Here is a 22,064-nt window from a genome sequence, read left to right on the forward strand (position 1 = left end):
CATCCGACGACCCACGCGCAGGAGCCCCCTTGCCGCTGCATTCCTTCCACCCCGCCGTCCAGGCCTGGTTCAGCCGAGCCTTTCCGGAGCCGACCGCTGCCCAGGCGGCGGCCTGGCCGGCCATTCGCGCCGGTCGACATGTGCTGGTGGCCGCGCCGACCGGGTCCGGCAAGACGCTCACCGCCTTCCTCGCCGCCCTCGACGCGCTGGTGTGCGAAGGCGTGGCCGGCGGACTTGCCGACGAAACGGTGGTCGTCTACGTCTCGCCCCTCAAGGCCCTGTCGAACGACATCCGGCTCAACCTCGAGGCGCCGCTGGCCGGCATCCGGGCCGAGCTGCAAGGGATGGGGCTGCCCGACGTAGAGATCCGCACTGCCGTGCGCACCGGCGACACCCCGGCACGCGAGCGCCAGCAGGCGCTGAAGAAGCCGCCCCACGTGCTGGTGACGACCCCCGAATCCCTCTACGTGCTGACCAGTTCGGCCTCGGGCCGGCGCATGCTGTCGACCGTGCGCACCGTCATCGTGGACGAGATCCATGCGGTGGCGGCGAGCAAGCGGGGCAGCCACCTGGCGCTCACCCTGGAACGCCTGCAGGCGCTGTGCAGCCGGCCTCCGCTGCGCATCGGCCTGTCGGCCACGCAGAAGCCGATCGAGGAAGTGGCGCGCTTCCTGGTGGGCACGGCCCAGGTGCACGACGGCGTGGCGGACTGCGCCATCGTCGACATCGGCTACACGCGCGCCCGGGACCTGGCGCTGGAGCTGCCACCCACGCCGCTCGCCGCGGTCATGTCGAACGACCAGTGGGAGCAGGTGTACGGGCGGGTGGCCGAACTGGTGCTGATGCACCGCACGACGCTGGTGTTCGTCAACACCCGCCGCATGGCCGAGCGCGCGGCTCGCCACCTGGCGGAGCGGCTCGGCCGCGAGGCGGTGGCGGCCCACCACGGCAGCCTGTCGAAGGAGGCTCGCCTGCTGGCTGAGCAGCGGCTCAAGGGCGGTGCCTTGCGCGTGCTGGTGGCCACGGCCTCGCTCGAACTCGGCCTGGACATCGGCGATGTGGACCTGGTCTGCCAGATCGGCTCGCCGCGCTCCATCGCCACCTTCCTCCAACGCGCCGGCCGCTCCGGCCACGCCGTGGGCGGCACACCGAAGGCGCGGCTCTTTCCGCAATCGCGCGACGAACTGGTGGAGTGCGTCGCGCTCCTCGACAGCGTGCAACGCGGCGAGCTCGATGCCCTGCGCCTGCCGGGTGCGCCGCTGGACGTGCTGGCCCAGCACATCGTGGCCGAGGTCGGCTGCCGGGAGTGGGACGAGGACGCCCTGTTCGACCTGGTGCGCGGCGCCTGGCCCTATGCCGGCCTGTCGCGCGAGCAGTTCGCCGCGGTGGTGCGCATGCTGTCGCAGGGTTTCAGCACGCGACAAGGTCAGCGCGGGGCCTATCTGCACCGGGACGCCGTGCATGGCCGCTTGCGCGAGCGCCGTGGCGCGCGCCTCACGGCGCTGACCTCGGGCGGCACCATTCCGGACACCGGGGACTACACCGTGACCCTGGAGCCGCAGGCCGACAAGGTCGGCACGGTCAATGAGGACTTCGCGGTGGAGAGCATCGCCGGCGACATCTTCCAGCTCGGCAACACGAGCTACCGCATCCTCCGGATCGAACCGGGAACGGTGCGAGTGGAGGACGCCCACGGCGCGCCGCCGAGCATTCCCTTCTGGCTGGGCGAGGCGCCGGGCCGCACCGCGGAGCTGTCGGCAGCCGTGTCGCGCCTGCGCGGCGAGGTTGCGGGCCGGCTCGAACACCATGACGCGGCTGCCACGACGTCATGGGCACAAGCCCACTACCGGCTCGACGTGGCGGCGGCGCAGCAGCTGGTGGACTACCTGGCGCGCAGTGCCGCGGCACTTGGCACCCTGCCCACGCAGACCTGCATCGTCGTCGAGCGCTTCTTCGATGAGTCCGGCGGCATGCAGCTCGTCATCCATGCACCCTTCGGCAGCCGGCTGAATCGCGCCTGGGGCCTGGCCCTGCGCAAGCGCTTCTGCCGGCAGTTCAACTTCGAGCTGCAGGCGGCCGCCACCGAGGATGCGATCGTGCTCTCGCTGTCGACGAGCCACAGCTTCCCGCTGGACGATGTGGCGCACTACCTGCACTCCAACACCGCGCTCGACGTGCTGGTGCAGGCGCTCCTCGACGCGCCGCTGTTCGGCGTTCGTTGGCGCTGGAATGCCACCACGGCGCTCGCGCTGCCGCGCATGCGCGGCGGCCGCAAGGTGCCACCGCAGTTGCAGCGCATGCGCTCGGAAGACCTGCTGGCCGCGGTGTTTCCCGATCAGGTGGCCTGCCTGGAGAACATCGCGGGCGCCCGCGAGATCCCGGACCATCCGCTGGTCGCCCAGACGCTGGACGACTGCCTGCACGAGGCCATGGACGCCGATGGATGGCTGGCGCTGCTGCGCCGGATCGAGTCCGGAGCGGTTCGCGTGCTGGGCCGCGACCTGCCGGCCCCTTCGCCGCTCGCGGCCGAAGCACTCGGCGCACGACCCTACGCCTTCCTGGACGACGCGCCGATCGAGGAGCGGCGCACGCAGGCCGTGCTGAACCGTCGCTATGCCGACCCGGATCACGCCGACGACCTCGGCCAGCTGGACGCCGACGCCATCGCCGCCGTGCGGGCCGAGGCCTGGCCCGCACCGCGCAGCATCGAGGAGATGCACGAGACCCTGGTCACGCTCGGCGTCGTGACCGATGCGGAGGCATCGACACCGAACTGGTCCGGATGGCTCGACAGCCTGGCCCGCGACGGGCGAGCCACCCGTCTCGACGCCGGCTTCTGGGTGGCCGCCGAGCGGCTGGTGCCCGTGCAGGCCGTCTACCCGGGCAGCGTCGGGGTGCCGTCCATCCAGCCTCCGGCCGACCATGCACTGGCGCCCGAGAGCCGCGAGACGGCCTTGCTCGACCTGCTGCGCTCGCGTCTCGGGGCTCTGGGTCCCGTGTCTGTCGCCGGCCTGGCGACGCCGCTTCGACTGGTGCCGGAGGAGGTCGACCGCGCCCTGCTGGCGCTGCAGACCGAAGGTGTGGTCCTGCAGGGGCGCTTCACGCCGCATGCACCGTCGCTCGAGTGGTGCGAGCGCCACCTGCTGGCCCGCATTCACCGCTATACCCTGAAGCGCCTTCGCCAGGAGATCGAACCGGTCGAGCCGCGCGACTTCATGCGCTTCCTCTTCGAGTGGCAGCACGTCGCCCCGTCGAGCCGGCTGGAAGGGCCCGAGGCCCTGGCCGCGGTGCTGTCGCAGCTGGAAGCCTTCGAGGCACCCGCCGCGGCGTGGGAAAGCGAGATCCTGCCTGCGCGCATCAAGGACTACGCCGGCACCTGGCTCGACGAGCTGTGCACCGCGGGCCGCACACTGTGGACGCGCCTGCGCCCCCACGTGGCAGCCGGCACGGGCGGTGTGAGCGGTTCGCTGCGCGCGACACCGGTCGTGCTGCTGCCGCGGCGCCATGCCGTGCTGTGGTCCGGGTTGGCGCCTGCGGCGCCGGATGAGCAGCCCCTGGGCCACCGCGCACAGCGGGTGGCCGAACACCTCGAATCGCAGGGCGCCTCGTTCTTCGACGACATCCAGCATGCCACCCGCCTCCTGCCGACCGAGGTGGAGGAGGCGCTGGCCGAACTGGTGGTGCGGGGACGCGCCCACAGCGACAGCTTTGCCGGCCTCAGGGCGCTGATGGTGCCGGCCTCGCGCCGAGCGCCGGCCCGCTCGCGCCATCGCCGGGGACCCGGCCTCGGCAGCGTGGCCGACGCCGGGCGGTGGTCGCCCATCCGCCGCCCAACCGCCGAGGCGGCCGCGCCGGATGCCGATGCCGTGGAGCAGGTGGTGCGCACCGTGCTGCGCCGCCACGGGATCATTGCGTGGCGCCTGCTGGAGCGTGAGGCGCCCTGGCTCCCGCCATGGCGGGAGCTGGTGCGCACCTGCCGCCGCCTGGAGGCACGGGGCGAGCTGCGCGGCGGGCGCTTCATCGCGGGCCTGACCGGCGAGCAGTTCGCGCTGCCCGAGGCCGTGGCCCTGATGCGCGACGTGCGCCGGCGTCCCGCCGATGGCGCGCTCGTGTGCCTCGCTGCCAGCGACCCCGCCAACCTCCTCGGCACCCTGGTGCCCGGGCCGCGGTTGCCACGCGTCGCGGGGGCCCGGGTGGTGTACCGCGACGGCGTGCCGATCGCCACGAGCCTCGGGGGCGCCATGACGGACCTGGTGCCGCTTCCACCGCCCGAGCGAGAAGCTGCAGCCCGCGTGCTCCGCCTCGACCCCGGACTTCGCTATGGGGCGGCGCAGCTCACCGGGTGAACCGCGGCAGCGTCAGGCGCGACCAGCCCGCAGGATGAACGCGATGGCCAGCCACGTCCCGGCCAAGGCGAGCGGGAACGGGGATGGGTCGATGTCGCGGCGGGCCGTGCCAAGGCCTGCCGGGATCGGTCGCGGATGAGTCATGCAGCCCGGCCCGCGGTCGCCGCGCGCGCACCGCAGCGCGCTCTCAGGCGGTGTGTGCCGGAGACGCGGCAGCGCGCCGCCGTGCCGTTCGAACCGCCACTGCGACGACTCCCAGTGCCGCCAACAGGGCCGTCTCCGGCTCGGGCACCGGGGCGGCGACTGCACGGTGGAAGACGGTGTTGCGGATGTCCAGGGTCAGGTAGCTGGTGCCGTCCTGCGGGTTGACCACGCGGCCCATCGCCTCGCTCCATCCGCCTTCAGGGAACTCCGGCAGGATCGTCTCGAGCGGCAGGCGACCGTCCGGCTGCAGGTCCACGTGCCAAGGCAGCGAGATCTCCACCTGCCACGGCCGCGTGTCCCCGTTGGACAGGTGCCCGAGCTCGAACGTGACATGGGCCGCGGAGCACTCAGGCGACGGCGTCAATTCACAGGGGCCCATCCGCGTCGTGACCGAGCCGCCCGTGCCGTTGAACTGGTAGCGGTCGGAAAGCTGGTACCAGGCGGTGATTTCAAACGAGGCAATGCTGTTCGCCAGGGTGACGCCGCCGTCTTCGTTCGGCGTGGCGCCCAGCAGGTCCCGGCGGTAGATGATCGATCCCGGCCCGTACCGGGAGGCGTTCCAGCTGAGCTCCGCCCACTCCTCCGCAGCGGCCGCAGTGGGCAGCATCGGCAGGACGAGAGCGAGGGCCGCGATGGCGGTGGTGCGGAAGGAGTTCATGCGCGTTCTCCGAGGGCAAGGGGAATCACGACAGTAGGCCGTCCGCGGGGGCTTTTCAATGGCGGCTCGTGTCGAACGGAAGCCGTGGTTCCGATTTGTCCCTTTGTGGCTTCGAAGCGGCCGGGGGGCGGGCGATGGAATCGGCTCACTCCGCGAGCGGGTTCGGTCTCGCAGACATCACCGGCCGCGAGCGGAAGTCAGCGCCGTGGATCGGCAAGGCCTTCGGAGGCCTCCGCTGGATTCGCGGGCGGCGCGGCCGTCAACGCCTCTTCGAGCAGGGCAAGCGCAGCGCAGGCAAAGGCAAGCATGTTGGCCGCGCGGCCGCATTCGCCGGTTTGCAGCAGGCGGTCCGCTTCGACCGGCCCGGCCACGGCGAGGCAGGTGTGGCCGGGTGGGTCGCCATAGGGATTGCCGTCCGGGCCGGCCGCCCCCGTCTCGGCGATGGCCCAGGTGGCGCGGAAGCGCTGCCGTTGGTGGCGTGCCAGCAGGCGCGCCCAGGGCAGGCTGGAGGAGCGGATGCCAACGGAATCCGCCGGCGTCAACGCCGTGAGGCGGCGCACGGCGCGCCGGGTGTAGACGACGGCGCCACCGAGGTAGTAGGCCGAGGCGCCCGGGCGTGCAAGCAGTGCTGCCGACACCAGGCCGCCGGCCGAGGATTCGGCCACTGCCACCGTCTCGCCACGAGCGGCAAGCGCATCGCCGACGCGCACGCCCAGGGCGAACAGCGCGGAAAAACCCGTGGCGGCGGTCTCGGGCATCGGCAAGGGCTGCATTGGCGTGATGGGTGTGCGCGGCGTGATGCGCCGATCTTGCCTGAGTCGACGACCGCCTCCCGTCGCCGTCCACAGTTCTTGAGCCCAGATGATTGCGCAGGCACCGGTTTGCGCAGCAACTGCGAACGGCTGTCTGGGCGTGCCGTTCGGGGTTCTTGAACTTACGACCAGGCCGGTTCGCATTTGCTGATCTGAAGGGCGGCTATGCAGCGAGGCTGTGTGAAAACCCGCTCACGGCCCAAGCGGCAGGGTACTAGAGTCGAGACCCAGGTCAAGCCTGGGAGGCGACATGCCGCGATTCGTGGAAGGTCTGGATCGACATCAAGTCACGTTGCTGCCTGAATGCCTCGATGACTTTGTGGCCGAGGACAATCCGGTCCGGGTGATCGAGGCCTTCATCGATGAACTGGACTTGGCCGCACTCGGCTTCGACGGAACGCGGGCTGCCGCGACGGGGCGACCCGGCTATCACCCGTCGGTTCTGCTGAAGATCTACCTCTACGGCTACATCAACCGCATTCAGAGCAGTCGCCGGTTGGAACGCGAGGCCCAGCGGAACATCGAACTGATGTGGCTGACCGGCCGCCTGGCGCCGGACTTCAAGACCATCGCGGACTTCCGACGCGACAACGGTCCCGGCATCCGCAACACCTGCCGCCGATTCATCGAACTCTGCCGGCAGCTCAAGCTGTTTACGCAGGCGGTTGTCGCTGTCGACGGCAGCAAGTTCAAGGCGGTCAACTCGCGGGACCAGAACTTCACGGTCACGAAGATCCAAAGGCGGCGGGAGCAGCTTGAACAGCACATCGAGCGTTACCTCAGTGCGTTGGACACCGCCGATCGCGTCCAGGAGCCGGAGCTGGTGGCCAAGACGAAGCGCCTGAACGACAAGATCAAGTACCTGCGCCAGCAGATGCGTGAGCTCGACGCCATGGAGGTGCAAGTGAAGGCCCAGCCGGACGCGCAAATCTCAAAGACGGATCCCGATGCTCGCGCGATGAGCACCCACAGCAAAGTGACTGGCGTTGTCGGCTACAACGTGCAGGCCGCGGTCGATGCCGAGCATCACCTGATCGTCGCGCACGAGGTGACCAACGTTGGCAACGATCGAACGCAACTGCATCCGATGGCCAAAGCGGCCAAGCAGGCGATGGGGCTCGAAGCCGTCGAGGCCCTTGGTGATCGCGGCTACTTCAACAGCGTGCAGATCAAGGCGTGCGACGACGACGGAATCGCCGCCACGGTGCCCAAGCCGATGACGTCCAATGCGAAGGCCGAGGGGCGATTCCACAAGGGGGACTTCATCTACATCGCCAGTGACGACGAATACGTGTGCCCCGCTGGACAGCGTGCAACGTATCGCTTCACGCGGGACGAAGATGGCCTGAACATCCGCCGCTACTGGAGCAGCGCCTGCGCGGGCTGCCCGATCAAGGCGCAGTGCACGCCCAGCCCATACCGACGAATCAGTCGATGGGAACACGAACACGTGGTTGAAGCGGCGCAGCGCCGAATTGACCGGAACCCAATGGCGATGCGGGTGCGAAGGCAGACGGTCGAGCACGTCTTCGGCACGCTCAAGCACTGGATGGGCTCCACGCACTTCCTGACGCGCACGCTGCGCAACGTCGGCACCGAGATGAACCTGCACGTGCTGGCCTACAACTTCAAGCGAGTGCTCAGCATCCTCGGAATCTCGAAGCTGATGCAGGGGCTGCGCGAAGCCTCTGCATGAGGTTTTTAGAGGCTCTCTGCGCCTCCACCAGAGCTCACTGGTCCTCAGCGTTCACACGAGACCTTCAATCCGCGGGAGCGACATCACCGGCCATCGAAACGGCGCTCCGACAGTCCGCAAGCCATTGCCGAGGGGATCCGCGGAGTTTTCACACGGCCTCCAGCGGAAGCGGACATCGCAAGAGGGCAGAATCGACGTCATGAGACCGCTCGACCCCATCCTTCAAGAACTGCGTTCTTTCTCCCCAGTGGACGAGGACTGGCGACCCCTTGATGCCCTCCTGTCCAAGCTGTGGGAGGCCGGCGTTCGGGAGGAGCAACTACCGCTGCTGTTCGACTTGTTCGAGAGGTTTCCGGAAGACGACGGCGCCGGGGTTCTCTGGGGCATCGTTCATGGGATCGAAGCGTTGCCGTTCGACTATGAGGCTGCGCTAAGGTCCTCTCTCGCGAGGGGCCGGTCGATGATGGGTGAAATCATGCTGCGGCGCCTTGAGAATAGCCGTTCAACCTGAACGGGCAGGCCCGGCCCGTCGCCTACTTTCAGCCTGATGCTGCCCCTCGTTTCGAGCGGCAGTTACCTTTGATAGCCGTCGCTTCAACTCCCCACCATATACGCCAATGTCGAACAACGAACTCCGCCGCGTCACATTGCGCTCGTTCCAAGGCGCCAAGTGCGCGCCTAAAGAGCAGCGCCTCGGAGAAGACTATTGGCAGCTGATTGGCTACTCCGGTACTGTGGTCGATTCCGATGATTCGCCTGTCGGACGCCTGGCCAGCGGGCCTCGTGTCCTCGTCCAATTCGACGTCGATCCGGCCGCGTTAGGTTTGCACTGCCACAACCCCGTAGCCCGCTCCTTGTGGGTCCAGGAGACAGATCTTGCGGACGAGGCTGGAGCGTGACAGTACTGGTTCTTCTCGACGCCCGCTTTGTGCCTGAAGCGGCCGGCCGCAGGGCAGCGGAAGCGGCCACGGTCGGCGTCGATAATGCACGCCATGAATGCAGCCGGAAAACTGTCGACGGCGGGGATCGGCCCGAATGCAGCGCAGTCGGCCGACGATCTCGCGCGCTTAAGAAAATGCGGGATCTGCCGACGCCTCTTAGATGAACCCAGTGACCCGTTGTCGGCCGATTGCGGCGGTGACTGCTGGGGTTGCGTCGGTGAAGCAGAGGCCGACGGTGGACACGCTGAGTCTTTGGCCCAGGTCCGCGACGAGTTTGCGCGAGGGCTTCGACCCGGGTGGATAGATCCCAAGACGGACGCTTGAAGGACCGCTTCCAGCCTTAAGCAGCCAGCCCCGCGGCACAGCAGAAGCGGACCTGAGCCCAGAGACTGCAGTCGGCAGTCGTGCCACGCTTAACCGGTGCAACGATGAACTACTTTGTTGTGGAGCCTGAGGTCGCAGGGGGCCTTGGAGGTGAGACGGTGATGGACACGTCGGTCCACCCGCCAGTGGTCAGTCGACTGCACTACGAATTCGAAGGCTGGCTAGGCGACGTCCTCATCGAGAGCTTTCCCTGTTTCGTTGTCACCGCAAGTGCACAAGGCCGGCTTACAAGGATGGGCGCGACCGGAGCGAGGTTCGGCGAAGTGCAGATTTCGAAGTCGCCCGAGTTCATGGACTTCCAACCCGTCGTTGAGCTACCGAGCTTCGCCTGGCTCCAGCCGACTGGAGCGGCCGGCGTTGATGATTTCGGCACTGCCGCGGACGGCAGGCTTGTCGTATCCGAGCGGGCCGTCGAAATACTTCGAGACCTTCAGCTCTCCAACGCTCAACTCGCGCCGTGGTTGAACGGGTCTACCTGAGGCCCATTGAGAGACCGCTTTCAGCCTGATGCGGGCGATGACAGTGCCGAGCGCTGGTGGTGTCCGCGGCATGGCAGATTCGAACAACTCCACGCGGAAACGCCCTTGAGAAGCCGACATGCCGACCGACGAACTCGACGCCTTCCGAATTGCATCGGCGACCGCCGTTGAACGCGAGTGGCAATGGCATCCGCCCTTCGTGATTTACCTTGAAAAAGGACACTGGGAGGTGTAATCGGAGGCCGAACTTTCCGTGCGTGTCGACGTGGAGTCTGGCGAAGCCTCCGTGGAGCCAGCATCACACGGGACCGCCCTTGAACCAATGACGGCGCTCGTGCGGGCGAGGGACTATGCAGTGGAGCATGGCATGTCTTGGAAGCCGTCGTTCAACCTCGAATGCACGCCGACGCATTGGATCGTCGGGGCTTGTCAGGCGCAGCTCGGTGGGCAGGTTTACATCCATGTCGGACACGACGGCGAAGTGCAGCACAGCTTCGTCAACCCGAAGTAGATTGCTTGAACGGCCGCTCTCAGCCGAGGCCGTGTGAAAACGCTGCGTATCCCTTCGGCCGTGGCGTATGGGGAGTGGTCGCGCTGTGCCGAGGTCCTGGACGTCGCTTCCGCGGACTGACGGCTCCGAAGGAATCGCAGGCTCGTTGAGCTTTGGTAAAGCGTGGAGACCTGTCTATAGCCTCATGCTGAGGCCGCGCGCAGCCCTGCCATCATCTTCGTCATACCGAGGATGCTGAGCACGCGTTTGAAGTTGTAGGCCAGCACGTGCAGGCTCATCTCGGTCCCCACGTTGCGCAGCGTTCGCGTCAGGAAGTGGGTCGAGCCCATCCAGTGCTTGAGCGTGCCGAAGACGTGTTCTACCGTCTGCCTGCGAACCCGCATCGCCATCGGGTTCTGATCGATCCGGCGCTGTACCGCCTCGACCACGTGCTCATGTTCCCATCGACTGATTCGTCGGTATGGGCTGGGCGTGCACTGCGGCTTGATGGGGCAACCCGCGCAAGCGCCGCTCCAGTAGCGGCGGATGTTCAGGCCATCTTCGTCCCGCGTGAAGCGATATGTTGCCCGTTGTCCAGCGGGGCACACGTATTCGTCGTCACTCGCGATGTAGATGAAGTCCCCCTTGTGGAATCGTCCCTCGGCCTTCGCGTTTGACGTCATCGGCTTCGGCACCGTGGCGGCGATTCCATCGTCGTCGCACGCCTTGATCTGCACGCTGTTGAAGTAGCCACGATCGCCGAGGGCCTCGACTGTTTGCAGCCCCATTGCCTGCTTGGCCGCCATTGCCATGGGATGCAGTTGTGTTCGATCGTTGCCGACGTTAGTTACCTCATGCGCGACGATCAGGTGGTGCTCGGCATCGACCGCGGCCTGCACGTTGTAGCCAACAACGCCTGTCACCTTGCTGTGGGTGCTCATCGCCCGAGCATCGGGATCCGTCTTTGAAATCTGCCCATCCGGCTGGGCCTTCACTTGCACCTCCATGGCGTCGAGCTCACGCATCTGCTGGCGCAAGTACGCGATCTTTTCGTTCAGGCGCTTCGTCTTGGCCACCAGCTCCGGCTCCTGCACGCGATCGGCGGTGTCGAGCGCACTGAGGTAACGCTCGATGTGCTGTTCAAGCTGCTCCCGCCGCCTTTGGATCTTCGTGACCGTGAAGTTCTGGTCCCGCGAGTTGACCGCCTTGAACTTGCTGCCGTCGACAGCGACAACCGCCTGCGTAAACAGCTTGAGCTGCCGGCAGAGTTCGATGAACCGGCGGCAGGTGTTGCGGATGCCGGGCCCGTTGTCGCGTCGGAAGTCCGCGAGGGTCTTGAAGTCCGGCGCCAGGCGGCCGGTCAGCCACATCAGTTCGATGTTCCGCTGGGTCTCGCGTTCCAACCGGCGACTGCTTTGAATGCGGTTGATGTAGCCGTAGAGATAGATCTTCATCAGAACCGACGGGTGATAGCCGGGTCGCCCCGTCGCGGCAGCCCGCGTTCCGTCGAAGCCGAGTGCGGCCAAGTCCAGTTCATCGATGAAGGCCTCGATCACCCGGACCGGATTGTCCTCGGCCACAAAGTCATCGAGGCATTCAGGCAGCAACGTGACTTGATGTCGATCCAGACCTTCCACGAATCGCGGCATGTCGCCTCCCAGGCTTGACCTGGGTCCCGACTCTAGTACCCTGCCGCTTGGGCCGTGAGCGGGTTTTCACACAGCCTCAGCCTGAAGCAGCCTCTCGCGGACTGGTCCGAACCGACAACTTCGGACAAGGCTCAGCAACTTTGGACGACAACACCTCCCGTCGCGCGGCACGACGGGCGCCGTGACCGCCCTGCATCGTTCACGCCGCTGACATGTGACGACTCTAGAGTGCGCGGCTTCGCCACGCTCAAGCCGGTGGCGTCGTCTTCCTTCTCCTTGGCCGCTCGCCTCTTCTTCCGGATTCCGATGTCCCCATCCCTTCTCGCCCGCCGACCCTTGACGCTCGCGCTTGCCACCACCCTCGCGCTCGCCGCCTGCGGCGGCAGCGATGACAGCCCGGCCGTTGCCATTCCGAGCGCCCCGCAGGGCGTCGGCTTCGTCGACACCGCACCCGCACCTTCTGCAGCGCAAGTCCCTGCGTTCGTCGATCACGTGGCCAGCAACCAGCGCGGCGACGCCCGCTACGCCACGCTCGAGACCAACGCCGGCGTGCGGGTGGTGTCCGGCTTCCTCGACATCTGGCAGCCGAGTTCCCTGCGGGTCGACGCCGGGGTGAGCGCGCCGGCGTTGGACGGCTATCCGGCCGTGCCGGCTTCCACGTGGAGCGGCGTACCTGGCGATGCCACGGACGGGCGGGTGGTGAACGCGCAGGTCCATGCCGCCAACATCGGCTATGTCGTCGAGGCGACGCGCGCCCGCACCGAGGCGCAGGCCTTGGCCGCCTACCTGGACGACCGGCGCGGCAAGACCTATAGCATCGCCGACGGGCTGGGCCCGCTCACGTCCGCGTGGCGAACGGCGAGCGAGCAGACCACCACGATCACCGGCATTCCCGCCGATGCCACGACCGTCCGCTACGACGAGAAGGGCAACGAGAACGGCACGGGCACGGGCGTCAACACCCACAACTTCGGCACCGTGGTGGACCTGATCGCCAACATCGGGGAGAACGGTTCCACCGAACCGGCCAAGCGCTTCTACAAGTACGCGCGCCCATGGCGCTGGAGCAGCGACGTGCAGGTGGTTCCGGCCCTCGTTCCGGCCAAGAGCGCCACGCCCGCCACCGACGGCGGGTTCATCAGCGGACATACCGCCGAGGGCATCCGCAAGTCGATCGCCATCGCCTACCTGGTGCCGGAGCGCTACCAGGAGATGATGACGCGTTCCCTCGTGATGGGCGAGAACCGCATCCTCTCGGGCATGCACTCGCCGCTGGACGTGATCGGCGGGCGCATCCAGGGCCTGGCTGTCGCAGCCGCCAGCCTGTCGACCGGCGCGAACAAGGACCGGCGCGCCGCCGCCCGTGAACAGGCCCGCACCACCCTGATGGCCGCCGTAGGCGCCACCGACGACGCCGCCTTCCGCGCGTTCGCCCTGTCCGGCACGACGGCCAACGACGCCTACGCCGACCACGCGGCGAACAAGGCGACCCACCGGCGCCTGATGACGATCGGCTTCCAGCCGATCGGTTCGACCACCCGGCCGGCCACGGTGCCCAAGGGCGCGGAAGTGCTGCTGGAAACGCGGCTGCCCTATCTGAGCGACGACCAACGCCGCGTGGTGCTGAAGACGACCGCACTGCCGTCCGGCTACCCCGTCATGGACGACGCCGAGGGATGGGGGCGCCTGAACCTCTTCGATGCAGCAGACGGCTACGGTCGCTTCGATGGCGACGTGACGGTGACGATGGACGCGACGGCCGGTGCCTTCCACGCCCAGGACACCTGGCGCAACGACATCGGCGGCGGCGGGCTGCTGACCAAGGCGGGCAGCGGCGCACTGCGACTGGCGGGTGCGAACCACTACAGCGGCGGCACGGTGGTGTCGGCCGGCACCCTCCAGGCCGCCTCCATGACGGCCCTGGGCAAGGGCCCGGTGCACATCTCGGGCGGCAAGCTCGCGATCGAGGCCCCGACCGGCGTGACGGTGACCGGTGCCTACACCCAGTTGCCAGGATCTACCCTGGAACTGACGGCCAGCAGCACCACAGCGCCCGGCCTGACCGTGAACGGCACGGCCACGCTGGCGGGCGGCACGCTCGTCGTGCGGTTCCCTGCCGCACAGGTGCCGGCCGTGGGTGCGGTGGTCCCGCTGTTGAGCGCCACGCGCCTTGCCGGCACGTTCACGAGCGTCATCGTGGAGGGCCGCAAGGTCACGCCCATCTACTCGCCGAGCGGCCTGTCGGTGCGCATGGACGGGTGAGCGATGCCGGGTCCGGCACGCCGCCATGGAACGGCGGCCGTGGGGCGCACGCGGATCGGGCGGCGCCCCGATGCGCCGGATCCGGCGACCTCAGGAGGTCATTGACCTCCACTGGCTTCACGAGGTGAGCGGCAAAGCCGGCGGCCCCGGGACCGTTCCCGGTCGTCGGCGGAACCGCAGCCCGTCGACGCGACGATTCGCGCTGATGCGACCGGCGCAGGTCCGCTCAATCGCCGGGCCCGTTCGTAGTCGCCCATGCCGGCCAAGCCGACATCGGCACCGGCGGAGGAAGCCATGCTGAACGGGCCCGCGAGGGCGAAACACGTCACTGGCCTTCGGGTTCGTGATTCATGTCGCGAACACCGTCGGCGACCGGGACCCTGCGATAGACAAGGGGTACCGTTTCCATATGATCCGCGGCCACAGACGACGCCCGCACGCGCGAGGCGTTGCACCGGACGATCATCAGGGAGAGAGTCATGTCGAAGAAGAACGAGAAGGCGGTCATCCGCGCCGCGATGGCGTTGACGGTCGCCGCGCTGGCCTCGGGGTGCGGTGGGAGCGGCGAGAACGAAACGGCGGAGCCGAGCGCGGACCAGAAGGCCTTCGAGGCGCTGATCGTCGCGCCCGGCGCCAGCTACGGCCTGTCCTGGAACCTGCCCTATTCGGGCACCCCGGTGTCAGGGACCCATCACGCGGTTTCCGATTTCGCCTCGCTTCCCGCCTCGCCGGCAGGCGGCGCGCAGAAGACCACGCAGGCGCCGCGCGTGAACCTTGCGAGGACGCTGGCCATGCCGCCCGCCGCACCGTCGCGCTTCCTGAAGGACGGCGTGGTGCTGGTCGTGCCGGACGCCGAACTGTCCCACGTCACCCGCTACGTCGGCGCCGACGTGCTCGTCGACACGCTGGCGAGCGATGGCCGCACGGTGGCGCACACCCAGCGTCGCAGCGGCTTCTCGACCGTGGCCCTCGCCGGGCTCGTGCGTGCGGCGCCTGGGGAACTGGCCCACTGGTACAACTCGTTCTGGTCGAACACGCTGATCCTGGACGCCACACGGTCGTTCCTGCCGGGGGCGGCCTATGTGACGTACACCGCGACGAACGTCGGTGATCGCTATGCCGTCTTCGACTGCACCACCGTGACCACGAGCGCCAACGTGTCGCCCTGCGCCTCGGGGACCACGCTGGAGCTGGCGCTGGTTTCGGGCATCCGATCCAACAGCGATGGCCGCACGTACGGCCCGACCGACGGCAGCTTCGTCAGTGCGGCGGGGGTGTCGATGTGGATCGCCAGCCAGGCGCGTCCGGTGGAGGCGACGCTCAGCCTCACCCCGCAGTACCGCATCTATTTCGAGCGAGGCGGCAATGTCTACACCGGTTCACTCACGCGCCACGGTGCGGTGCTGAGTTCCAGCTACTGCGTTTCCAATCCGGACGGGGCGACTGCCCTGGATCGGCTGACCTTCCTGCCTTACCAGGTGCGGCTCAACAAGGCGGCCCATGACAGCATCGCGGCGGCGTTGAAGATCTGATTTGACCGGGCGCCGAGGCGTCGGGGACATGCCCCGGGCGCCGAGACGCTGGTGAGGCGGTGCTCGCCGACAGACCGGGGTCCGGAGCCTTGGGCCGCCGAGATGGCAGCCGTCCGGGGGACGGCGCGAGGCGGCAGGTACAGCCCTTGCCACGCAAGGAGGAAACCGATGCCTTCCTCATGCAGTACCTCACCCCCTGTGCGGTCGTTGTCGATGATGACAAGGATTCAGCCGACACCGTTGCCATGGTCCTCGAGCTCGGGGGCATTGACGTCCGCGTCGCCTACAGCGCCTCGGACGGCCTGATGCTGGTCCGCCGCCACCGCCCCGCCGCGGTGGTCACCGATCTGGACATGCCCCACATGGATGGTCTCGACGAGGCGCGTGCCTTGCGGTCCATGCCGGAGGGGCGCGACGTCTGTCTCATCGCGCTGACCGGCAGCGTCGACATGGAACGTCGTGCGCGAGCGGCCGGGTTCGACCATTTCCTGCTGAAGCCGGGAAACATTTCCCACCTGACCGCCATCGTCACGGCGGCCTGCGGTGCACACGAGCACCGGGACGCCGGCACGACGTCAAGGTGACTGAAAGAGCGGCACGCTGAAGCCGGCCAGCAGGCCGAAGGTCGGACGGCTGCTGCCGGCGTACCGCTGTGCCGACAGGCCGACCTGCCAGGTGCTCCGCCGTTGCAGGGCTTCGCCTTCCACCATGAACGTGAACCCGCTGAGCGATCCGGGCTCGGAGAAGGCGGCGTTGATCGGCTGCGGGCCGGACCCATTCACGTCGCCATGGAAGACGGTGGTGTTGATCCTCAGCGCCGCCGGATGGTCGATGGGGATCCAGCCGAAGCCGAAGCTCAGCAGGTCGCCGCCGCCGCCGATGTGGGCGCCGATCGGCAAGCCGCCCTGGTAGTACCCGTCGACGTATGTGCCATGGATGGCGGCGGGGCCGGTGGACGGTCCGGACGACAGCCCGAACAGGCGTGAGGTCACGGTGTCGGTAGCCTCCACCACCGCCTCGACGCGCTGGTTGCCGACCAGGGTGCGCGCCTGCAGCCCCACGGTGCCGAAGCGCTTGGCTGGCAGGCCGCCGGCCTCGTCTTCACCCACGATGTGCAGGTAGGCGGCCCAGGTGCTGTCATCGGGCCATTGGCCGGACACCCGAAGGTCGAAGCCGGCGACCTCGTCGCTCGGGTCCTCGCCCCGTCGCGCAGGGTCGTCGATGTTGCTGTCGCCGCGCAGGGCGCGCCACAGTGCCCCCGTGTCGCGCGGCCGGCCGTGGCCACCCCACAGGATGGACCGCGAAAAGCCCAGTTCCACGTTGGGCCAGGGCCGCGTGTAGAAGCGCATGCCGATGGTTCGCGTGCCGGCGGGATCGTAGCCGGACAGGCGGCCGGCCGACAGCTCATAGCCCCACGCGCCCACCCAGGACAGGAGCGGCGTGCTGGGCGCCGTGTCTTCGGCGCGTCGCACGATCACGCTGGCGATCGGCCGCGCCGCATTCGACAGGATGGGACTGGCGTACTGCCCCGGTCCCCACCAGCGGTCGCTGACACCGGCCGACACGACCGCCCAGCGGGTACCGAGCGCCAGGTAGCTGCCGTCGAGGTTCACCGGGCCCCCGTCCCCGGCCCACAGCCGGTCGGCCGTGGCAGCCACGGTGAACTGGCCGCCCCAATCCGGGCCCCCGGCGTAGGCGCCCAGGCGTGCCGCCGCCGATCCCTTGGCGGCGTCGCTGCCATCGAGCGACGGATGAGCCCCGGTGTTGAGCCGGCCGGTCAGCCGAGCCGGTGAAGCACTCCGGTCCAACGCCCGCTGAACGCGCGCGAGCGCATCTGAGTCGACCGCGGCGAGCCGCGACGCGTCCACACGCGACAGCGCCGCTCGCAGCAGCGGTGAAGGCAACGGCCAGGTGGACAGCGGCAGGTCGAGGACGCGGCGATCGACGAGCCACGCCAGGTCCGACCGCAGGCCTCGATCACCCGGCGCCAGCAGCACCAGACACGGCGCCCGCTGCTGCGCCTCGGCATCGGGATCGGTGGCCGCGCGGCCCTGCAGGTGCGCGGCAGCTGGCAGCAACGCCGCGAGGCATGGCAGCAGGGTCAGGGGTGAGAACGCTGACCGACGGACACGGGACAGGCGCATGGCGGCTTCAGGAAGGTGGAGCCGCCGACTGTAGGCCTGGTGCGACGCGCGCGGTCAATTCCCTGGGGATCGACTGGGTGACCCGCCGGCGTTGCCCGGACCCACGCGAGTTGGTGCAGCGTCCGGGCGCGACCTGAGGCACTCCGCTTTGCGGCAAGGGAACGCCGGCGTGCGGCGCAGCCACGGTTCGCCCTTGTCTCTGCGGCCCGCGGACCTAGGGCAGGTCCAGCTCGGGATAGCGGCGGAAGATGCCTTGCTCGTTGAACGGAATGCGGCGGTCACTGCCAAGGTAGGCCGCGACGCGCGGAATGGCGGCCACGCGGGCGTGCAGCGCGACGACCTGCGGCGTGTCGGCCAGTACCTTGTCGGCTGCCTGCGGAAAGGCGTAGCGCAATCCCTCGACAAGTTGGAACAGGGACAGGTCGGCATAGCTCAGCTTGCCGCCGACCAGGTGGCGCAGCCCGGCCGGGTTGCTCACCAGGATGCGCTCGAACCACTGCAGGAACTTCGGCATGCGGCTGGCGCAGAACTCGCGGGCGCGCCGAAGGGCCTCGGGTTTCTGGTCTTCGTAGTAGAGGCCGACGCCGAGCGGGTGATGGGTGTCGTGAGCCTCCGCCACCGCATCGGCAATGGTGAGCTGGATCTGCTGCGTCCAGGCCCGCAGGGGCTCGCTGCGGGGGACCAGTTTCAAGGTCGGCGCAAGGTAGTGGAGGATGGCCGCTGTCTGCCCGACCAGTACCGGGCCGTCCCGGAGAAAGGGCGGGGCGAAGGGTGGATGGGCGAGGCCCGGGTCGGCCATCGTCTGCAGCAACGCGGCCTCCGCGTCGGCAGGGTCGTCGCCGGCGCGGCAGACGTCGATGTAGGGAGCACCGGCGGCTTCCAGGGCGAGGCGGACGAACTCGCCGCGGCCCTGGATCGTCGGCCAGTAGTGAAGTTCGTAGGCGGCCATGGACCCACTGTAGCGCGCGCGGGGATCAGCCTGCAGCGGCAAGGATGAGGTCGGCCGCCTTCTCCCCGATCATGATGGCCGGTGCATTGGTGTTGCCGCCGACCAGCGTCGGCATGATGGAGACGTCGGCCACGCGCAGGCCATCGATGCCGTGCACTCGCAGCGAGGCATCGACCACGGCCAGCGGATCGTGCCCCATCTTGCAGGTGCCGGCCGGGTGGTAGATCGTCTCGGCGCGCGCGTGGATCACCTCGCGCACCGCGGCGTCCGTCCGAACGCCGGGGGTGAAGAGATCGCGGCCGAGGCGCGACGCAATGGCGGGGGCGTGGAGCAGGCGCCGGGTGAGGTGGTAGCCGCCGACCATGTCCTCCAGGTCGTCGGGATGCTCGAAGTAGCGCGGGTCGATTCGGGGCGGATCACGCATGTCCGGGCCCGCGGCCTCGACCGTGCCGCGGCTCTTGGGCCGCAACACGCACACGTGGCACGACAGGCCGTGACGCAGGTGCAACGTGCGGGCGTGGTTTTCCACGAGCGCGACGACGAAGTGCAGCTGCACTTCCGGCACCTGCGACGTCGGCGTCAGCTTGAGGAAGGCGCCGGCCTCGGCGAAGTTGCTGGTGAGCTTGCCGCGCCGTTCGCGCCGATACCGCTCCAGCGCCTGGAGCGCCGGCCACCAGCCGCGCGGCGACAGCCCGAAGAGCGCGGCGTCGGCCACCTCGTGGCCGAAGGTGAAGTCGAGGTGGTCCTGCAGGTTCTGCCCAACCCCGGGCAGGTGGTGGCGCAGCCGGATGCCCGCGCGAGCCAATGCCGCGCCGTCGCCGATGCCCGAGACCTGCAGCAGCTGCGGCGACTGCAGCGCCCCGCAGCTCAGGATCACCTCGCGCCGCGCCTCGAGCACGAAGGCCTCACCGCGGTGCCAGACCTCCAGCCCCGTGGCGCGCTTGCCGTCGAGCCGCACCTTCAGGGCGTGGGTGTGGGTGAAGACGCAAAGGTTGGGCCGGTCGGTCAGCACCGGGTGCACATAGGCCCGCGCGGCGCTCCAGCGCTCGCCGTTCTTCTGCGTCACCTGGTACAGGCCTGCGCCTTCCTGCTCGGCGCCATTGAAGTCGTCGTTGATGGGCAAGCCGGTCTCGCGCGCCGCCTGCAGGAAGATCTGCTGCCAGGGGTTGTCGGTGCGCAGGTCGGCCACGTTGAGCGGGCCGCCCTGGCCGTGGAAGCCGTCGTGCAGGCGCTCGTTGTGCTCGGCGCGCCGGAAGTAGGGCAGCACTTCGTCATACGACCATCCGGGGTTGCCCAGCGCGGCCCAGTGGTCGTAGTCGGCCCGGTGCCCGCGGGTGTAGATCATGGCGTTGATCGAGGACGATCCGCCGAGCGTCTTGCCTCGCGGCTGGTAGGCACACCGGCCGTTGAGTCCGGGCTGCGGCACGCTTTCGAACTGCCAGTTGTTCCAGCCGGTGGGCACCATGGCCACCGCGCCGATGGGCACCCGCTGGAGCAGGCTCGTGCCGTCGCCACCGGCTTCCACCAGCGCCACGCGCACCTGCGGGTCGGCACTCAGCCGGTTGGCCAGCACGCAGCCGGCGGAGCCTCCGCCGGCAATGACATAGTCGAAGGTCTGGGTCTCGAGGATGGAATCAGGCACGCGGGCTCCGGGCCGTCGGGAATGTCGGCGGCGCGATCCTCCCGGGCGGCCCGCAGCCTGTCAACGGCGTTTGCCCTGCTGTCAGGAGGTGTAGTCGCCACTCGCCTCGGGCTGAAAGCTCAGGGACAGGATCTCGGCGGCATGGTCCTGCCCGCCCGGGGTCGACCAGCGCGCAACCGCGCCCACCTGCTGGCCGATGAGTGCAGCGCCGACAGGCGACAGCACCGACACCCGGCCGGCGGCCGGATCGGCTTCCTGCGGATAGACGAGGGTGATCTCCGAACGCGCGCCGTCTGACGCGTCGGCCAGGCAGATGCGCGAATGCATGGTGACCACGTCGGGCGGCACCTCGCGCGGCGGCAAGGTGGTGGCGGCCTCCAGCACGGCCTCCAGGAGCGCATGCGCGCCGGCACTGCGGCGGGCCAGTGCGCTCAGGCGGACATGGTCGAGTTCGGAGAGGGTGCGCTCCGGCGCGAGGGTGATGTTCATGGCGGTTCCGATCAGGTCGGGCACGGGGCGGACGGCCCCGTGAGGGATGAGCGCGGGCAGGTCAACCGAAGGGGTTGAGGCTGAGGCCCGGCGATCAGTGCATGCGCAACAGGAAACGGGTAGGGAGGATCGCCGGGCTCAGGAATGTGCGGCTGGCTGGAGCCCTCGGGAGGGCTGGTCCGCCGGAGAGGCGGGCACCCGCTCGCGACCGACGGCCGCAAGGGCGGTCGGTTCACTGGGAAGCGTGAGGCTCGGGTGCATCGGCCCATCATACCCATGCGTGGCGGAACGGCACGGTTCTGCCGAAAGGGGGTGACGGCGATGGGGATGTCAGGTCAAAATAGTGCACGGTCGTCCACTTTCGTGGCGGTCCCGGGGAAAACAACAGCGGCCGACGGCATGGCGCGCGGCACGCCACTACAAGCAAATGACATTCATCCACAAGGCCCTGATGGGTCTCTTCGTTCGCCGCGCCCGTCGGCGGGCCGGCCTGACGCGGCGCCGCTGCACGCTGCCCAGCGGCGAGACCTACGTCTACCTTGAGGGCGGGAACGGCCCGCCCTTGCTGCTGCTTCACGGCTTCGGCGCCAACAAGGACAACTTCAACGGCGTGGCGGCGGCACTCACCCGTCGGTGGCGCGTGATCGTGCCCGACCACTTCGGCTTCGGAGAATCCGACCGTCCCCTGGAGGGCGACTACAGCCCCCCGGCGCAGGCCCGACGGCTGCGGGCCTTCGCTGCAACGCTCGGGCTCGGTCGCCTCGACCTGGGCGGCAGTTCCATGGGTGGCCACATCGCGATGACCTACGCCTCGCTGTACCCCGACGACGTACGCAGCCTGTGGCTGATCGACACGGCGGGCGTGTGGTCGGCGCCGAAAGGGGAAATGCACCGGCACGCGGCCGCCACGGGCGAGAACCTGCTGCTCGCCAGTTCAGTCGAGGAATTCGAACGGCTCTTCGCCTTCGTGATGCACCGACCGCCGCGCGTGCCGCGCGCGGTGATGCGGGTGCTGGCCGAACAGCGCATGGCCAACCTGGCGGTCGAGCGCCGCATCTTCGCGCAATGCGCGGCCGACTCCGTGGAGGAGCGGGTGCGCGGCCTGCCCGTGCCGGCCTGCGTCGTATGGGGTCGCGAGGACCGCGTGATCTCGGTCGAAACCGTGGGCGTGCTGCAGGGCCTGCTGCCGCTCATGGAGAGCATCGTGCTGCCCGAGGTGGGCCACCTGCCCATGGTCGAGGCACCGCAGCGCTGCGTGGACGACTACCTCGCGTACCAGTCGCGGCTGGCTGCGCGTGCCGGCGAACGGCCCACCGCGACCGAAGGCGTGGCCACGGCCTGAGTGCCTCGCGGTACCACGGCCCGCGAACTGCCTTCGCGGGGCCGA

At 68.7% G+C, this 22,064-nt stretch carries 16 protein-coding genes; 9 read left to right on the plus strand and 7 right to left on the minus strand.

From position 1 onward, the window contains the following. The first annotated feature begins 29 nt into the window (after positions 1 to 29). A complete protein-coding gene (locus ACSQ2F_RS19915; RefSeq protein WP_436025985.1) occupies positions 30 to 4,346 on the plus strand; it encodes a DEAD/DEAH box helicase in 4,317 nt (1,438 codons plus the stop codon). Positions 4,347 to 4,533: 187 nt separating this feature from the next. On the opposite strand, the gene ACSQ2F_RS19920 is transcribed toward ACSQ2F_RS19915, so the two are convergent. Both ACSQ2F_RS19920 and ACSQ2F_RS19925 read right to left on the minus strand, forming a co-directional pair. After that, on the minus strand, positions 4,534 to 5,208 hold the full coding sequence (locus tag ACSQ2F_RS19920) for a PEP-CTERM sorting domain-containing protein (protein WP_436025986.1): 675 nt from the start codon (positions 5,206 to 5,208) through the stop codon (positions 4,534 to 4,536). A 197-nt stretch (positions 5,209 to 5,405) separates the two neighbouring features. Next, complete coding sequence (locus ACSQ2F_RS19925) at positions 5,406 to 5,966, minus strand: CinA family protein (RefSeq protein ID WP_436025987.1); 561 nt, start codon at positions 5,964 to 5,966, stop codon at positions 5,406 to 5,408. Positions 5,967 to 6,270: 304 nt separating this feature from the next. Between ACSQ2F_RS19925 and ACSQ2F_RS19930 the strand changes: the two genes are divergently transcribed. The 4 genes from ACSQ2F_RS19930 to ACSQ2F_RS19945 all read left to right on the plus strand — a co-directional run bounded on the left by ACSQ2F_RS19930 (position 6,271) and on the right by ACSQ2F_RS19945 (position 10,031). Beyond that, a complete protein-coding gene (locus ACSQ2F_RS19930; protein ID WP_436019861.1) occupies positions 6,271 to 7,716 on the plus strand; it encodes an IS1182 family transposase in 1,446 nt (481 codons plus the stop codon). Between the two features lie 199 nt (positions 7,717 to 7,915). Beyond that, entirely contained in the window at positions 7,916 to 8,227 is a 312-nt protein-coding gene (locus ACSQ2F_RS19935) for a hypothetical protein (protein ID WP_436025988.1), read from the plus strand. Positions 8,228 to 9,085: 858 nt separating this feature from the next. Continuing rightward, complete coding sequence (locus ACSQ2F_RS19940; RefSeq protein WP_436025989.1) at positions 9,086 to 9,520, plus strand: hypothetical protein; 435 nt, start codon at positions 9,086 to 9,088, stop codon at positions 9,518 to 9,520. Positions 9,521 to 9,887: 367 nt separating this feature from the next. Continuing rightward, positions 9,888 to 10,031 carry a hypothetical protein gene (locus ACSQ2F_RS19945; protein ID WP_436025990.1) on the plus strand — a complete coding sequence of 48 codons (144 nt, stop codon included), beginning with the start codon at positions 9,888 to 9,890 and terminating at the stop codon, positions 10,029 to 10,031. Positions 10,032 to 10,213: 182 nt separating this feature from the next. Here the strand turns inward: ACSQ2F_RS19945 and ACSQ2F_RS19950 are convergent, their stop codons facing one another. Continuing rightward, complete coding sequence (locus ACSQ2F_RS19950) at positions 10,214 to 11,659, minus strand: IS1182 family transposase (protein WP_436021821.1); 1,446 nt, start codon at positions 11,657 to 11,659, stop codon at positions 10,214 to 10,216. A gap of 306 nt (positions 11,660 to 11,965) precedes the next feature. On the opposite strand from ACSQ2F_RS19950, the gene ACSQ2F_RS19955 reads away from it, so the two are divergent. The 3 genes from ACSQ2F_RS19955 (at position 11,966) to ACSQ2F_RS19965 (ending at position 16,037) form a co-directional block, all read left to right on the plus strand. Next, positions 11,966 to 13,921: a phosphatase PAP2 family protein gene (locus ACSQ2F_RS19955; protein WP_436025991.1), complete on the plus strand. Its 1,956-nt coding sequence runs from the start codon at positions 11,966 to 11,968 to the stop codon at positions 13,919 to 13,921. A 479-nt stretch (positions 13,922 to 14,400) separates the two neighbouring features. Beyond that, the gene (locus ACSQ2F_RS19960; RefSeq protein WP_436025992.1) at positions 14,401 to 15,453 is read left to right on the plus strand and encodes a hypothetical protein; all 1,053 of its coding nucleotides are present in this window, start codon (positions 14,401 to 14,403) and stop codon (positions 15,451 to 15,453) included. Between the two features lie 146 nt (positions 15,454 to 15,599). Next, a complete protein-coding gene (locus ACSQ2F_RS19965; protein ID WP_436025993.1) occupies positions 15,600 to 16,037 on the plus strand; it encodes a response regulator in 438 nt (145 codons plus the stop codon). On the opposite strand, the gene ACSQ2F_RS19970 is transcribed toward ACSQ2F_RS19965, so the two are convergent. The 4 genes from ACSQ2F_RS19970 to rnk form a co-directional block, all read right to left on the minus strand. Continuing rightward, positions 16,029 to 17,597, minus strand: a complete 1,569-nt coding sequence (locus ACSQ2F_RS19970) for a capsule assembly Wzi family protein (RefSeq protein WP_436025994.1) — start codon at positions 17,595 to 17,597, stop codon at positions 16,029 to 16,031. The two genes, ACSQ2F_RS19965 and ACSQ2F_RS19970, sit on opposite strands and share 9 nt — an antisense overlap. Positions 17,598 to 17,811: 214 nt before the next feature. Further along, positions 17,812 to 18,546, minus strand: a complete 735-nt coding sequence (locus tag ACSQ2F_RS19975) for a glutathione S-transferase (protein ID WP_436025995.1) — start codon at positions 18,544 to 18,546, stop codon at positions 17,812 to 17,814. 25 nt (positions 18,547 to 18,571) lie between these two features. Continuing rightward, entirely contained in the window at positions 18,572 to 20,188 is a 1,617-nt protein-coding gene (locus ACSQ2F_RS19980) for a GMC family oxidoreductase (protein ID WP_436025996.1), read from the minus strand. A gap of 81 nt (positions 20,189 to 20,269) precedes the next feature. After that, positions 20,270 to 20,677 (minus strand): nucleoside diphosphate kinase regulator, encoded by a 408-nt coding sequence (gene rnk, locus ACSQ2F_RS19985; RefSeq protein WP_436025997.1) that lies wholly within the window; start codon positions 20,675 to 20,677, stop codon positions 20,270 to 20,272. 427 nt (positions 20,678 to 21,104) lie between these two features. On the opposite strand from rnk, the gene ACSQ2F_RS19990 reads away from it, so the two are divergent. Further along, a complete protein-coding gene (locus ACSQ2F_RS19990) occupies positions 21,105 to 22,019 on the plus strand; it encodes an alpha/beta fold hydrolase (protein WP_436025998.1) in 915 nt (304 codons plus the stop codon). Positions 22,020 to 22,064: the final 45 nt, after the last annotated feature.

It is taken from the genome of Rhizobacter sp. LjRoot28 (assembly GCF_964253025.1).
GTDB lineage: Bacteria > Pseudomonadota > Gammaproteobacteria > Burkholderiales > Burkholderiaceae_C > Rhizobacter.

Bases quoted from the DNA above. Each gene is read 5' to 3' on its own strand.
- ACSQ2F_RS19940 (WP_436025989.1), top strand. From the start codon at position 9,086: ATGAACTACTTTGTTGTGGAGCCTGAGGTCGCAGGGGGCCTTGGAGGT.
- ACSQ2F_RS19950 (WP_436021821.1), bottom strand. From the start codon at position 11,659: ATGCCGCGATTCGTGGAAGGTCTGGATCGACATCAAGTCACGTTGCTG.
- ACSQ2F_RS19925 (WP_436025987.1), bottom strand. From the start codon at position 5,966: ATGCCCGAGACCGCCGCCACGGGTTTTTCCGCGCTGTTCGCCCTGGGC.
- ACSQ2F_RS19975 (WP_436025995.1), bottom strand. From the start codon at position 18,546: ATGGCCGCCTACGAACTTCACTACTGGCCGACGATCCAGGGCCGCGGC.
- ACSQ2F_RS19935 (WP_436025988.1), top strand. From the start codon at position 7,916: ATGAGACCGCTCGACCCCATCCTTCAAGAACTGCGTTCTTTCTCCCCA.
- ACSQ2F_RS19970 (WP_436025994.1), bottom strand. From the start codon at position 17,597: ATGCGCCTGTCCCGTGTCCGTCGGTCAGCGTTCTCACCCCTGACCCTG.
- ACSQ2F_RS19955 (WP_436025991.1), top strand. From the start codon at position 11,966: ATGTCCCCATCCCTTCTCGCCCGCCGACCCTTGACGCTCGCGCTTGCC.
- rnk (WP_436025997.1), bottom strand. From the start codon at position 20,677: ATGAACATCACCCTCGCGCCGGAGCGCACCCTCTCCGAACTCGACCAT.
- ACSQ2F_RS19960 (WP_436025992.1), top strand. From the start codon at position 14,401: ATGTCGAAGAAGAACGAGAAGGCGGTCATCCGCGCCGCGATGGCGTTG.
- ACSQ2F_RS19990 (WP_436025998.1), top strand. From the start codon at position 21,105: ATGACATTCATCCACAAGGCCCTGATGGGTCTCTTCGTTCGCCGCGCC.
- ACSQ2F_RS19920 (WP_436025986.1), bottom strand. From the start codon at position 5,208: ATGAACTCCTTCCGCACCACCGCCATCGCGGCCCTCGCTCTCGTCCTG.
- ACSQ2F_RS19930 (WP_436019861.1), top strand. From the start codon at position 6,271: ATGCCGCGATTCGTGGAAGGTCTGGATCGACATCAAGTCACGTTGCTG.
- ACSQ2F_RS19945 (WP_436025990.1), top strand. From the start codon at position 9,888: ATGTCTTGGAAGCCGTCGTTCAACCTCGAATGCACGCCGACGCATTGG.